This window comes from Mesorhizobium sp. M1348 (assembly GCF_040317925.1).
Lineage (GTDB): Bacteria > Pseudomonadota > Alphaproteobacteria > Rhizobiales > Rhizobiaceae > Mesorhizobium.
This window is the reverse complement of sequence record NZ_JAMYLH010000006.1, coordinates 224944-239091: the sequence shown is the minus strand read 5'-3', so window position 1 is coordinate 239091 and position 14148 is coordinate 224944. Positions and strand designations below refer to the sequence as shown.

General features: G+C 63.0%; 11 protein-coding genes. 2 read left to right on the top strand and 9 right to left on the bottom strand.

Features of this window, described 5'->3' with window-relative positions; all coding sequences use genetic code 11:
• Positions 1 to 68: 68 nt before the first annotated feature.
• Positions 69 to 1913: an aminopeptidase P family protein gene (locus NKH13_RS13620; protein ID WP_352912766.1), complete on the top strand. Its 1845-nt coding sequence runs from the start codon at positions 69 to 71 to the stop codon at positions 1911 to 1913.
• Here the strand turns inward: NKH13_RS13620 and NKH13_RS13615 are convergent.
• From NKH13_RS13615 to NKH13_RS13605, 3 genes are all read right to left on the bottom strand, one after another.
• On the bottom strand, positions 1903 to 2793 hold the full coding sequence (locus NKH13_RS13615; protein WP_352912765.1) for a LysR family transcriptional regulator: 891 nt from the start codon (positions 2791 to 2793) through the stop codon (positions 1903 to 1905). The genes NKH13_RS13620 and NKH13_RS13615 overlap by 11 nt on opposite strands.
• A gap of 316 nt (positions 2794 to 3109) precedes the next feature.
• On the bottom strand, positions 3110 to 3406 hold the full coding sequence (locus NKH13_RS13610; protein ID WP_352912764.1) for an AzlD family protein: 297 nt from the start codon (positions 3404 to 3406) through the stop codon (positions 3110 to 3112).
• Positions 3403 to 4131, bottom strand: coding sequence for an AzlC family ABC transporter permease (locus tag NKH13_RS13605; RefSeq protein ID WP_352575100.1), 729 nt, complete (start codon positions 4129 to 4131; stop codon positions 3403 to 3405). The genes NKH13_RS13610 and NKH13_RS13605 overlap by 4 nt, the downstream gene beginning before the upstream one ends.
• A gap of 240 nt (positions 4132 to 4371) precedes the next feature.
• On the opposite strand from NKH13_RS13605, the gene NKH13_RS13600 reads away from it, so the two are divergent.
• Positions 4372 to 5169, top strand: a complete 798-nt coding sequence (locus tag NKH13_RS13600) for a class I SAM-dependent methyltransferase (protein ID WP_352912763.1) — start codon at positions 4372 to 4374, stop codon at positions 5167 to 5169.
• Between the two features lie 119 nt (positions 5170 to 5288).
• Here the strand turns inward: NKH13_RS13600 and NKH13_RS13595 are convergent, their stop codons facing one another.
• From NKH13_RS13595 to ftsZ, 6 genes are all read right to left on the bottom strand, one after another.
• On the bottom strand, positions 5289 to 5981 hold the full coding sequence (locus tag NKH13_RS13595) for a DUF2461 domain-containing protein (RefSeq protein WP_352716794.1): 693 nt from the start codon (positions 5979 to 5981) through the stop codon (positions 5289 to 5291).
• Positions 5981 to 8188, bottom strand: coding sequence for an NAD-dependent DNA ligase LigA (gene ligA / locus NKH13_RS13590; RefSeq protein ID WP_352912762.1), 2208 nt, complete (start codon positions 8186 to 8188; stop codon positions 5981 to 5983). Before ligA ends, NKH13_RS13595 begins: the two co-directional genes overlap by 1 nt.
• A gap of 240 nt (positions 8189 to 8428) precedes the next feature.
• Positions 8429 to 10102, bottom strand: coding sequence for a DNA repair protein RecN (gene recN / locus NKH13_RS13585; RefSeq protein WP_352912761.1), 1674 nt, complete (start codon positions 10100 to 10102; stop codon positions 8429 to 8431).
• Positions 10103 to 10115: 13 nt separating this feature from the next.
• Positions 10116 to 10985, bottom strand: coding sequence for an outer membrane protein assembly factor BamD (locus tag NKH13_RS13580; protein WP_352465137.1), 870 nt, complete (start codon positions 10983 to 10985; stop codon positions 10116 to 10118).
• A 204-nt stretch (positions 10986 to 11189) separates the two neighbouring features.
• Positions 11190 to 12137: a UDP-3-O-acyl-N-acetylglucosamine deacetylase gene (gene lpxC / locus NKH13_RS13575; RefSeq protein WP_352912760.1), complete on the bottom strand. Its 948-nt coding sequence runs from the start codon at positions 12135 to 12137 to the stop codon at positions 11190 to 11192.
• 279 nt (positions 12138 to 12416) lie between these two features.
• Complete coding sequence (gene ftsZ / locus NKH13_RS13570) at positions 12417 to 14087, bottom strand: cell division protein FtsZ (protein ID WP_352912759.1); 1671 nt, start codon at positions 14085 to 14087, stop codon at positions 12417 to 12419.
• Between the last annotated feature and the right edge of the window lie 61 nt (positions 14088 to 14148).

Genomic DNA, 14148 nt, shown 5'->3' with positions numbered 1-14148 from the left:
TTCCGAAAATCGATTCCGATTTTCGAAGTCATGCGCTACGGTCGCGCCAGCATTCGAGGAGAGCCGACATGTTCCAGACCTTCGATTCCGCCGGCGATCCGGCCGTTGGCAAGCCGCGCGTGGCAATGCTGCGCCAATGGTTGGCGGCGAACGGGTTGGATGGCTTCATCGTGCCCCGCGCCGACGAGCACCAGGGCGAATATGTCGCCGACCGCTCGGCACGGCTGAAATGGCTGACCGGCTTCAGCGGCTCGGCCGGCGTCGCCATTGTGCTTGGCGAGCGCGCCGTCATGTTTGTCGACGGGCGCTATACGCTGCAGGTGCGCCAGGAAGTCGATCTCGACATCTTTTCGATCGAGAGTCTTGTCGACAACCCGCCGGCCAACTGGATCAAGGACAATCTCGGCAAGGGCGTGCGGTTGGGCTTCGATCCGTGGCTGCATACGATCAGTGACGTCAAGGCGCTGAAAGCCTCGGCGGAGAAATCAGGCGCGATACTGGTGCCGCTCGAACAAAATCCAATCGACGCCATCTGGCAGGATCAGCCCGGGCCGCCACTGGCGCCTGTCGAGATCCACCCGATCGGCTTTGCCGGCGAACTGGCCAAAGACAAGCTGGTGCGGCTGGCGGCGGCCATCGAGAAGGACGGCGCCACCCATGCCGTGCTGACCGACCCCTCCTCCATTGCCTGGGCCTTCGACATTCGTGGCGGCGACGTACCGCACACACCGCTGGCGCTCGGCTTTGCCGTGCTGGCCGCCGACGGCTCGCATCTGCTTTTCATGGACCAGCGCAAGTTTTCGCGCACCGTCGCGGCCTATCTGACGCAGCTCGCCGAATTGCACGAGCCAGGTGAATTCCAAACGGCGATCGTCACCCGGGCCAAGGGCGGCGCAAAAATCGCGCTGGACCCGGTTCTCGCGGCGGACAAGCTCAGAATGCTGGTCGAGGACAATGGCGGCACCGTCATTGCCGTGCCCGATCCGGCCCGCATTCCACGCGCAACAAAGAACAAAGCTGAGATCGCCGGCGCACGCGCCGCGCATCGCCGCGACGGCGCCGCGGTCGCCAAGCTGCTGTGCTGGCTCGATCGCCAGAAGCCCGGCACGCTCGACGAAATTGCCGTTGTCACCCGGCTTGAGGAGACGCGCCGTCAAACCGGCGAAGAAACGCAAATGCCGCTGCGCGACGTATCGTTCGATACCATCTCCGGCGCTGGTCCTAACGGCGCCATCATGCACTACCGCGTCTCCCGCGCCACCAATCGCAAGCTGGGGGATGGCGAGCTGTTCCTGCTCGATTCCGGCGGGCAGTACCAGGATGGCACCACCGACATCACCCGCACGGTGCCGATTGGCACGCCGACCGAGGAGATGCGCGAGCGCTTCACGCTGGTGCTGAAGGGCATGATCGGCATCTCCATGCTGCGCTTCCCCCAGGGCACGCGCGGCTCCGAAATCGATGCCATAGCCCGCCTGGCGCTGTGGAGACACGGATGCGACTTCGCCCATGGCACCGGGCACGGTGTCGGCTCCTATCTTGCCGTGCATGAGGGCCCGCAGCGTATCGCCAAGACCGGAACCGAAAAGCTGCTGGCCGGCATGATCGTTTCCAATGAGCCCGGCTATTACAAGGAAGGTTCCTACGGTATCCGCATCGAGAACTTGATCCTGGTGACGCCGGCCGAGGCAATCGAGGGCGGCGACATCGCCATGCACGGCTTCGAGACGCTGACGCTGGCGCCGATCGACAAGCGGCTGGTCCGGTCGGACCTGCTGACTCGTGACGAGCTCCATTGGCTCGACGAATACCACGCGCGCGTACTGGCCGAGATCGGACCGATGCTCGACGGCGAAACGCTGGCCTGGCTGGAAAAAGCAACCGCCCCGCTGCCGCACGACTTCAAGCAATAGTCGCGGCCGCAACCCCGGTTGACAGGCTTTGCTCCGCAAGCAGTTCTTGCAAAGCCGTGACATTGGGAGAACTGGCTCCCTTGCGCCAGAACAACACCGTGACGGCATTGTCTTCGTCAGAGGGCAGTTCGTGCAGCTTTAACCAGCGGCTCTCCGGGAAACCCGAAAGGACACTTTTCGGCATCAGCGCTATGCCCATGCCAGCCACCACGCAACCAAGGATGGCATGGTATGAACCAAGCTCGATGGTTTTCTCGGCCATGAACCCTCTGCGCGCATACCATTGTTCCAGCCGCTTGCGGTGCGGGCAGCCGTGCTCGAAGGCTATCATGGTTTTTGGCATGTCCAGGCGGTCGTCGATCGAAACGCGCGATGCCGCCGAGACAATGACCAGCTGCTCCTGGAATGCTGACTGCTTTTCGAACGGAGCGTCGGCGATCGGCTCGGCGGCGAAGGCTGCATCGAGTTCGCCGGCAAGCATGGCGGTCGCGAGAACCTGCGGATTGCCGGTGCGCAACTGGATTTCCACTTCGGGATAACGTGCGTGATAATCGGCGAGCAGACTTGGAAGCCGTGCCGCAGCGGTGCTCTCCATGGCACCTAGGCGAAGCGTGCCGCGCGGGCGTGGATCGAGCATCGCCGTTCGCGCCTCCTCCGCAAGCGCCAGCAGCCGATCCGCATAGCCGACCAATTTGTGACCGGCCGGCGATACGTGCAGGCGCTTGCCCTCCCGGATAAACAGCTGCACGCCGAGATCCTCCTCGAGCTGCCGGATGCGAGTGGTCACGTTCGACTGCACGCGAAACAGTTTTTCCGCCGCCCTGGTGATTCCGCCCTCGCGCACCACCGTGCGGAAGATGCGCAGATCGGCCAAATCCATACATCTCTCCTAGAGAACATAACGATCTTAATTATTCATTTTAGCTGATTATGCCTTTCCCGTAAATCGCCGGTGTAGCTGCCGATCAACACGGCAAACCAGGGGAGATGGAAATGTCGCGTGAGCCCTTCGGCATCCAGCCGATCGATCTAAGCGCATTGACGCCGAAGCAGCGCGAAGCGCTCTATAGCGACGCCGTGCGTTGCGCCCACCAGGAGAGAGCGGAGGCGATCCGGCTGAGCCTGTTGCGGGTCGGCGCGGCAATAGTCGCTACGGCAAAGCGCATATGTGCTCTCGCCGCCAGGGCAAAAGTCGATCAGCCGACGAGCTGCCGCGCGAGGATCAGCACGGCAGCACCCGCCAGGACCATCGCCATCAGGCCGCCGCGCAGTGAGACCAGGCCGGCAACGATCAAGGCGGCCCATTCCGCCGGTCCGGCGCTGAGCGCCGCCGGCGCCACCAGCGTGGTCAGCACCGCCGCCGGCACGGCGTTCAGCCCGGCTTCGACGCGCGGATGGATATGGTCGAAGCGTGAGATCACCAGATGACCGCCGATGCGGGTCAGATAGGTCGCGATCGAAGCGGCGATAATGATCCACAAGGTCGTGCTCATGGCCGTGCCTCCACGCCACTGTGGCGGGGCGGCAGGATGACGGCGAGCAGCACGCCGGCCAGCGCACCGATGGAGACATGCCAGGGCGAGCCGACCGTTTTATAGGCAATGATGGAGGCGGCAGCGCTGGCGACGACCACCGGCAGCCACAGCGGCCGCTTGCGGAAGCTCATGACCAGGCCGAGAAAATAGATCGGCAGCAGGAAGTCGATGCCCAGCGCATGGGTGTCGGGAATAAGCTTGCCGAACATCGCGCCGAGCGCGCTTTCGATGATCCAGAACACATAGACCGGCAGCCCAAGCCCCATATACCACGTGAACCCGACGGTCTCGCCGGCCTCCGCCTTGCGCTCGGCCACCGCGAACTGCGGATCGGTAAGCACGAAGTAGCCTATCGCCTGCTGGATCAGTGGCCAATGCGCGATGCGCCGGCCGATGCCAGCCGAATAGAGCACATGGCGAAAATTCACCGCGAAGATCGACAGCACGATCAGCCACGGCGCGACATGCTGGCCGAACAGCTCGATGCCGACCATCTGGCTGGCGCCGCCGAACACCGTTGCGCTCATCAGGAACGCTTCGAGCACGGAAAACCCGTTGTCGACTGCGAGCGCCCCGAACAGCAACGCAAACGGCGCCGACGCCACCACGACGGGCATGCTGAGCCGTACGCCGTCCCAGAAATCGCTTTTCGCACTGTTTTCGGAGATTGCTTCCGCCGACATCGATCGCTCCTCGGGAAGGCCTATGTAGGGAGGGCGGTCCGGCTTGTCACACCAATTCGCTTGAGGCAAACGATCAGCGGAAACGACAGCTGAAGCGTCGCGGCAAGCGCGCTCCATGCCCAGTGGATAAAAATCAGACGCTTGGCACCTGGGAGGGCATATCCGTTGGCGCCCATCGGTCCTTGCCAAAAGTGGCGGCCACAGACCAGGGCCAGAGGTGGTTCCCCAGAGGTGGTTGCAATGAGCGAATTTTTCATCGATCCAAAATTCGGCCGCCTGGCCTTCGGCGCCGATCCCGGCAGCTATCACGCGACGCGGCCTGGCTATCCTGATTGGGTATTCGAAATTCTATGTGAACGGTGCCGTCTCGCGCATGGCACGACGACGTTCGAGATTGGCGCAGGTACAGGAACTGCTACGCGCCGCTTACTCGAACTGGGCGCGAGCCCTATGCTCGCCATCGAGCCGGATTCTCGCCTCGCGACTTTCCTTTGCGAGACTATTCAGGACAAGGCGCTCTCGGTGAGCGTCTCTGCGTTTGAGGATGCCGTCCTTAAGAAGGCCGGTTTTGATCTCGGCGTCAGCGCCACTGCCTTTCATTGGCTGGATGAGGACACGGCGCTGGTCAAGGTCGCCGAGCTGCTTCGGCCGGGCGGCTGGTGGGCAATGGTCTGGAATGTATTCGGCGACAACAGTCGCCCCGATCCCTTTCATGATGCGACGAAGGCACTGCTTGAAGGGCCTTCGAGCCCTTCGGCGGGCTCAAATGGTATTCCGTTCGCCCTTGATGCCGAGGCCCGCGTGGCGGCGCTGGAGCGAACCGGCGCGTTCGATGCCATCGAACATCGGACAAGTGTCTGGTCGCTCGTCCTCGATCCTGACCAGACGGTCGCCCTCTATGCCACTTTTTCCAATATCAACATCCGCAGCGACCGCGAAGCAATCCTGGCGGAGCTGGGTCGCATCGTCCGCGACGAGTTCCAAGGCTTCATAACCCGCAACATGACCACCAGCCTCTACACTGCGCGGCGCATTTGACCGTCTGATTTATCCGCTAGAGCATTTTGCAGCCAAGTGGAATCACTTGGCGTCGCAGAAATGCGGCTAAAACAGACAGATAGAGGGGGATGCACGGTTCAATTTGAACGCATCCCGCTCTAGCGCGGCGAAGCCTTGCCTTCGATCGCCCTGCCCCAGTCGAGCAGCGGTTTTGCCCGCATGACGAAGTCGATGAGTTCGTCGACCAATCCAGCTCCGTAGATATCCGCCGGCTCGATTGCGTGCCGGACGGCAAAATGCCGGTTGCGGATCGCGGCAGCGAGATCGGGCTCGGCGATATGCTCGAAGCCGCGCGGTGTGCGCTTCATGCAGCCGTCCGGGTCGAACTCGAGACCATTCTTCTTCAGCGCCGCGACGAGGCTGCGGAATTCAGCGGGCCGCTTCGCGATTGCGTTGCGCAGCGCCAGCAATAGCTCCGGTCCGGGCTGCCACCAGGCAATGGCGGCAAAGCAGCGCTCGAGCCCGATATGGACGTAGAACACGCCCTGTTCCATCTTGGTGCCGTCGGGCGAAAGGATCGCCGACAAATGCCGGTTGTAGGGCCGTTTGTCCTTGGCAAAACGCACGTCGCGGTTAATCCGGAACAGCGACTTCTTGCGGTCGCCGCGCAAACCGAGCCCCGCGGCCGTGAAGCGCTCGGAGAGCGTCTCGACCAGATCGCCGAAGGGATCACGTAGGTCCCGCTCGAAAAGATCGCGGTTTTCCAAAAACCACTCCCGGCTCTGATGAAAATCGAGCGCCTTGAGGAAGGGAATGGCCTTTTGCCCAAAACCGTTGAACGCAGCCGCCATCACCCGCCCTTGCCGATCCGCTGCAGCCAGGTGTCCTCGTCGATCACCTCGATGCCGAATTTGGTCGCGTCCTTCAGCTTGGAACCGGCGCCTGGCCCTGCCACCAGGAGATCGGTCTTCGCAGAAACCGAGCCGGCGACCTTCGCGCCGAGACGTTCGGCCATCGCCTTGGCCTCGGGCCGCGTCATCTTTTCCAGCGTGCCTGTAAACACGATCGTCTTGCCGGCAACCGCACTATCGGCTGAGACGTTCACGATGTACGGCTTCGGGTGGACCTGTGTAAGCAGCGCTTCAAGCACGGCGTCGTTGCGTTCATTGCCGAAGAAATCGCGAAGCGCGCCTATCACCGTGTCGCCGATGCCGTTGATGGAAGGAAAAACGGTGTGTGGATCGGCTGCCGCTGCTGTCTCCTTGCCAATGCGGATCAACTCCTCGATCGTCGAGAAGGTTCGGGCCAGCACAGCGGCCGTCGTTTCGCCGATATGGCGGATGCCCAGCGCAAAGATGAAGCGATCGAGTTCCGGTTCGCGGCGAGCGTCGATGGCAGCGAAGAGCTTGTCGAGGCCGTCGTAGTTGCGTTCCTCGACACTGCGTACATTCTTGCGCGTCTTGCCCGATGCGGCCTCACGCTGCCTGGCCTGCTCTTCCCGCCGCTCCGCCAGCGCCTTGGTGACGGCGGGACGGCGGTCCCTGAGAGTGAAGATATCGGCGGCTGTCCTGATCAACCCGGCATTGAAGAACAGGTCTATGTTTTCCGCGCCCAGGCCTTCGATATCCAGTGCGCCGCGCGACACAAAGTGGCGCAATCCTTCGACGGCCTGTGCAGGGCAGATCAGTTCGCCGGTGCAACGTCGGCGGGAATCTTCCTTGCCGGTCTTCTCGTTGATTTCGCGCGTTGCGGGTGAGCCGCAGATCGGACATTTGTGCGGGAATTCGTAGGGCACGGCATCTGGCGGACGCTTGTCGGCGACGACGCTGACGATCTGCGGAATGACGTCCCCTGCCCGCTGGATGACCACCGTGTCGCCGATACGCACGTCATAGCCGTCGCGGATCGGCTGGCCGTTGCTGTCCAAGCCCTTGATGTAATCCTCATTGTGAAGCGTGACGTTCTCCACCACCACGCCGCCGACCGTAACGGGCGCAAGCCGGGCAACGGGCGCCAGCGTGCCGGTACGGCCCACCTGAATGTCGATCCTGAGCACGGTCGTCATCGCCTGTTCGGCTGGAAATTTGTGGGCCACGGCCCAGCGCGGTTCGCCAGTGACGAAACCCCATCTGCGCTGCAATTCCAACTGGTCGACCTTGTAGACGACGCCGTCGATGTCGTAGCCAAGCGATGAGCGCTGGGTCTCGATTAGGTGATAATGCGCGACCAGTTCCTCGACCGATCTTGCCCGGACCATCAGCGGGCTGACCTTGAATCCCCACTCCGCGAATTTCTGCACGGAATCGTACTGGGTAGGAGCCGGATCCTTTGTGGTAAAGCCCCAGGCGTAGGCAAAGAACTTGAGGTTGCGGCTGGCGGTAACGGACGGGTCTTTCTGACGGAGCGACCCGGCGGCCGTATTGCGCGGATTGACGTAATCCTGGCCGCCGATCGCCGCCGAGCGTTGCTTCAACGCCTCGAATTCCGCGTAGGTCATGTAGACCTCACCGCGTATTTCGATGACCTCGGGCCAGCCCGATCCCTTCAAGGTCTTGGGAATGTCGGCGATGGTCCTCAGATTGGCGGTGATGTCCTCGCCAACGGCGCCGTCGCCGCGCGTTGCTCCCTGCACGAACACACCACCTTCATAACGCAGCGAAGCCGACAGCCCGTCGATCTTCGGCTCAGCTGTGAAGGCGATGTCCAGATCCTTGTCGCGATCGAAGAACCGCCGGCCACGTACGATGAAATCGGCGACATCCTGGTCGGTATAGGCCTTGGCGAGGCTGAGCATCGGCACCGCATGACGCACCTTGGCAAAGCCTTCCGCCGGCGGCGCGCCGACCCTGCGTGAGGGCGAATCCTCGCGCACCAAAGCAGGAAAGCGCTGTTCGATGGCGAGGTTGCGCCGCGTCAGCGCATCATATTCCGCATCCGTGATTATCGGCGCGTCCTCGCCATGGTAGCGCCGGTCGTGCTCGGCGATCTCCTGCGCCAACCGCTTCAACTCGCTTGCCGCCTCGCTTTCGCTGAGCGAATCGACTGGTTTTTCGTCCATGCACTGCTCCCTCCACGGTGGCGCGACACAATAGAACAGGATTCTCTCATGAGGGAGAGACCAGACACGGAAAATCATTCCTGAACAGCAGGATGGAGCCATACCCTGACTCCGGTCGCGAGCGCCGGAAACGAACTCTTCTAGAGCAATTCCAGGAAAAGTGTGAAACGGCTTTCCGTCTGGAATTGCGCAAACAAAGTGGTAGAGCGGTTCGGCGTTTCCGTGAAACAATGAACCGCTCTAGGCTGCCGCGGTGTTCTCCCGCAGCAGCCGCTCGGCCGCTGCGCGCGCCTCGTCGGTGATGGTGGCGCCGGCGAGCATGCGTGCGATCTCTTCCTGCCGCGCCGCCCGGTCCATCTCGGCGATGCCGGTCGAGACCCGGTCGGCCCCGCCCGATTTGGAGATCAGGAAATGCGTCGCAGCGCGCGCCGCCACTTGCGGTGCATGCGTGACCGAAAGCACCTGCACGCGTTTTGCCAGCCGCGCCAGCCGCTGGCCGATAGCGTCGGCAACCGCGCCGCCGACGCCGGTGTCGATTTCGTCAAAGACCAAGGTCGGCGCCGAGCCCCGGTCAGCGAGTGCTACCTTCAACGCCAGCAGGAATCGCGAAAGCTCGCCGCCGGAAGCGACCTTCATCATCGGGCCGGGCCTGGTGCCGGGATTGGTGCGCACCCAGAACTCGACCTGGTCGATGCCTTCTTCCATGCGGCTCTCGGCATCGCTTGCGATCTCGACGATGAACTCGGCCCGTTCGAGCTTCAGCGCCGGCAGTTCGGCCATTACCGCCTTGGTCAGCCCGACGGACGCCGCATGGCGAAGCGACGACAGCTGGGCCGCCGTAATGTCATAGGCCTGGCTTGCCGCTGCAGCCTGTTTCTCCAGCGCATGCAGGCGCTCCTCGCCGGCGTCGAGATCGGCAAGGTCGGCAGCCATGGTGTCACGCAATTGCGCCAGGTCATCGACGGCGACGCTGTGCTTGCGCGAGGCGGCACGCAGCGAAAACAGCCGCTCCTCAGCCTTCTCCAGCCGCTGCGGATCATATTCGGTGGCGCGCAGCGCTGCTTCCACGCCCGACTGCGCCGCGTCGAGCGACAGCATCGCCTCGTCGAGCGATTTGACGACATCCTCGAGCAGGCCGGGCGCTTCGGTCACCTTGCGCTGCAGCCGCCTGAGCAGGCTGGCCAGTTGCGGCAAGGGCGAGGACGGACCCGAGAGTACATCCTGGGCGTCGTGGATTTCCGAGGCGATCTTTTCCGCCCGCATCATCGCGGCGCGCAGTTCGGCCAGCTCGGTCTCTTCGCCCGGTTGCGGATCGAGCCTGGTCAATTCGGCAACCGCTGCACGCAGATAATCGGCCTCGCGGGCAGCTGCCTCGACTTTGGCCCGGTGCCGTGAAAATTCTTGCTCGCAGGTACGCCAGTGCCGCCACGCCTCGCCTGTTGCCCGCGCGGCACCCAGATGACCGCCGAAACTGTCGAGCAACTCGCGATGCGCGCCGGGATCGACCAAAGCGCGCTCGTCGTGCTGGCCGTGGATCTCGACCAGCGCATGGCCGACGTCGCGCATCAGCGTCACGCTGGACGGCTGGTCGTTGACAAACACGCGCGTGCGGCCGTCCGCCGTCTGGACGCGGCGCAGGATGATGTCGCCGTCGTCCTCGATGGCGTTCTCGGCGAGCAGCATACGGGCCGGGTGGTTGCGCGGCACGTCGAAGACAGCGATGATCTGGCCTTGCGCCGCGCCATGCCGCACCAGCGAGGCGTCGCCGCGGGCGCCAAGCGCCAGCGACAAGGCGTCGAGCAGGATGGACTTTCCGGCGCCGGTTTCGCCGGTCAGCACCGAAAGGCCGGACGAGAAGTCGATGTCCAGCTTCTCGATCAGAACGATATCGCGGATCGACAGCCTGGAGAGCATGGTGACGCGCCGCTCAGGCGCCGGTGATCAGCTTCCCGGCCTTGGAGATCCACGATCCGGCATTCTCGCGCGGCTCGAGCCCACCACTCTGCAGGAGCTTGTAGGAGTCCTTGTACCACTGGCTGTCGGGATAGTTGGTGCCGAGCACGGCCGCAGCGGTCTGCGCTTCCGACGTCAGCCCCATCGCATAGTAGCTCTCGGTAAGACGCGCCAGCGCCTCCTCGACATGGCGTGTGTTGGAGTAGTTCTCCACGACGTTGCGGAACCGTTTGACGGCTGCGATATATTCGCGGCGCTCAAGATAATAGCGGCCGATCTGCATCTCCTTGCCGGCGAGCTGATCGTTGGCGAAGCGGATCTTCTCCTTGGCATCGTCGGCATATTCGGAAGTCGGCCAGCGCGTTACCAGGTCCTGCATCGTCTGCGCGGTAAGACGCGCTTCCTTCTGGTCCTGGGTGACGTCCTTGATCTGTCGGTAGTAGCTCAGCCCGATAATATACTGGGCATAGGCTGCATCGTCGGTCGACGGGTAGAGCGTCAGGTAGCGCTTGGCCGAACCGATCGCCTCGTCGTAGTTGCCCTGACGATAGTCGGCAAAGGCACCCATCACCATCGATTTGCGGGCGAATTCGGAATATGGATGCTGGCGGTCGACGGCATCGAATTTGCGGCTTGCCTCCTGCAGTCGCCCGGCATTCAGATTGGCGAGACCCTGATTGTAGAGCACGTCGGCCGGCTCGGTCTGATCGACATAGGTCGACAGATCGACGTCCTTCTCGGACGACATGCAGGCCGACAGAAACAGCGATGGAACGACCACCGAAAGCGCCAGGAAAACAGCCCGCCGCAGCGCCTTCGATTGACCAACTCGCTTGAAAAACATGTTTGGATTCCGCCCTTTCGGCGTCATTTCAGTCGACGGCAGCAGCCATAAACCATAATTGCCTTGCCCGGCAACGCTATCCCCGGCCAATCGCACATTTTTATGGCGGTTTGGCGCCACCTGGAAAGCTGCGTAATTTGGCCGGCCGGTGATGCATCCATGCAACACAGCTTGACCGCAACAGGAGCCGTAAGACCTTAAGAATCAGATCATCCAGGGCGCAAAGACGGGCGCATTGACGGCGCTCATCTCGGCAGTACGCCCGCGCTCGCGGCGCGTCGTCTCAACGATCTCGAAAGCCGAACGGTCGGACAAGAGGCGGCGCAACGCCGCGGCGTTCAGCCTGTGGCCACCGCGGTAGGAGCGGAAGCAGCCGATGAACCGGGCACCGGCGAGCGCCAGGTCGCCCATCGCATCCATCGTCTTGTGGCGCGCGAACTCGTTGGGATAGCGCACGCCTCCCATGTTGATCACACGGTTGTCGTCGCCGATCACCAGGGAGTTTTCCAAAGAGGAGCCGAGCGCATAGCCGGCCGCCCATAGCCGCTCGACGTCCTTCATGAAACCGAAAGTGCGAGCCCGCGCGACGTCGCGGCGGAAAATGTCGGCATTCATGTCGGATGCAAAAAGCTGGCGCCCGATCGCCGGGCTTTCGAAATCGATCTCGATCTCGAAGCGCGTGCCGTCATAGGGCCTGAACTCCGCCCAGCAGGCGCCGTTCTCGATGCGAACCGGCTTGACCACCCTGATGTAGCGACGCTTGACCGGCAGCGTTTCGATGCCTGCTTGGTCAATGGCCTCGACGAACATCACTGCGCTGCCGTCGAGGATAGGCACCTCATGGCCGTCGATTTCGATGACGAGATTGTCGATCCCAAGGCCGAAAAGCGTCGCCATCAGATGCTCGACCGTAGCAATGTGCTCGCCTTGCGGATCGCCAAGCATGGTGCAGAGGTCGGTGGCACCGACCTCGGAGACGAGCGCGCGAAATTCGTGGCTTCCGCTTGCATTCGAAAGCTGGAAGACGACACCCGTATCGGCATCTGCCGGCAGGAAATGGACGGTGACCGGGGTGCCGCTGTGAACGCCGATGCCGGTCAGCGTCGCACGCGATTTAAGTGTCGTCTGATAGTCGTGCAAAACAATCCCCATAGCCCACACTGCCTAGGTCCGCTTCATCCGCCCTGAGGGCGCGGCTCTTGATTGATCGGCAGGCAGGGCCACTTCCCCAAGACTCCCAGCAAACCGACTTTGGTCGGTGGCGAAGATAATGGTCCCGTAGGGAGACTCCAAATCACGGTTTCTTACTCTTTGTAACCGCGGTCCGGAGCGGGAATGCCTCATAAGTCTTTGTTTTAAAATCACTTTTAATGTTAACAGGCGAACAGTTTCCTGCTCGCCTGTTAACAAATGTTACGAACCGTCAACAGATCAATTGGCCTGTCGGCGCAGGAAGGCGGGAATCTCCAACTGATCGTCTTCCTGGACAGCCCGGCCCTGCGGCGTCAGTCGGCCCTGCTCGTCCAGCTGGCCGCGGCGCGGCGCGTAAAGTTGCGGATCCTGGCTGGCTAGGCGGCGCACTTCCGCCGGCGCCTGGCGCAGTTTCGGTTCGCGCGGCTGCGCCGGCTGCAGCCGTGCAGGCTCCTCTTCGCGGCGGGTCAAGCCGTTGGTCAGGCGCTTGAGCAAGCCCATCGGGCCGCTGTTCTCGTGGTCGGCCGGGCGGGCCTTGGCTTCCACTTCGGCCTTCACCTGCGGTGGGAAATCCTCGACCCGCGGCATGCGCTGGGGTGCTGCGGCAACCGGCTGCGGCATTTCACGATGCGGAGCGGGCTGCATCACTTGCTGAACCGCTGGCTGCATCGTCGGCTGCGGCTGAGCCGGAGGCGCCTGGAAGATCTTGCTCTGCGGGCGGAAGTCTTCCGCATGGGCTACCGGTGCCGGGCGGGCCTGCGCCATCGCTACCGCATTTGCCTCGGCGAGCTGAATGGCCTCGGCGACCGGATCGGCAGCACGTGGTTCATAGATCGGTTGCTGGGCAGCCGCCGGCCGCATTTCCGTGACCTGAGCCGCCGGGCGGCTGACCGGCTTCGGCGGAGCCGTGCGGATGGCGATCGGCGCGGCAGCGATTTCGGCCGCCGATTTATCGATGCCGGTGGCGACCACCGACACGCGGATAACGCCCTCGAGTTCCTCGTCGAAGGTGGCGCCCAGAATGATGTTGGCGTCCTGGTCGACCTCTTCGCGAATGCGCGTTGCCGCCTCATCGACTTCGAACAGGGTCAGGTCGCGGCCGCCGGTGATCGAGATCAGCAGGCCCTTGGCGCCCTTCATCGAGGTCTCGTCGAGCAGCGGGTTGGCGATGGCGGCTTCCGCCGCGGCCATTGCGCGGCCCTCGCCCGAAGCCTCGCCGGTTCCCATCATCGCCTTGCCCATTTCGCGCATGACCGAGCGGACGTCGGCGAAGTCGAGATTGATCAGCCCTTCCTTGACCATCAGGTCGGTGATGCAGGCAACGCCCGAATAGAGCACCTGGTCGGCCATGGCGAAGGCATCGGCGAAGGTGGTCTTGTCATTGGCCAGCCGGAATAGGTTCTGGTTGGGAATGACGATCAAGGTATCGACGCATTTCTGCAGTTCCTCGATACCCATGTCGGCCGTCTTCATGCGGCGCTGGCCTTCGAAGTGGAACGGCTTGGTGACGACGCCGACGGTGAGGATGCCCTTTTCGCGGGCAGCGCGCGCGACGACGGGGGCCGCCCCGGTGCCGGTGCCGCCGCCCATACCGGCAGTGACGAAGCACATATGCGTGTTGGAGAGATGATCGATGATCTCGTCGATGCATTCCTCCGCCGCCGCGCGCCCGACTTCAGGCTGCGATCCGGCGCCGAGACCCTCGGTGACATGCGCACCGAGCTGGATCAGCCGCTCGGCCTTCGACATCGTCAGTGCCTGCGCGTCGGTGTTGGCCACCACGAACTCGACGCCGCGCAAGCCGGCGGTGATCATGTTGTTGACGGCATTGCCGCCGCCGCCGCCGACACCGAACACGGTGATGCGCGGCTTGAGCTCGGTGATGTCCGGCTTCTGCAGATTGATGGTCATTGTCTTCGTCCTTTGCCTTTCCCGCCGCTTCGCCGCCGCGGCCGCCTATGGGGCTGTCCCC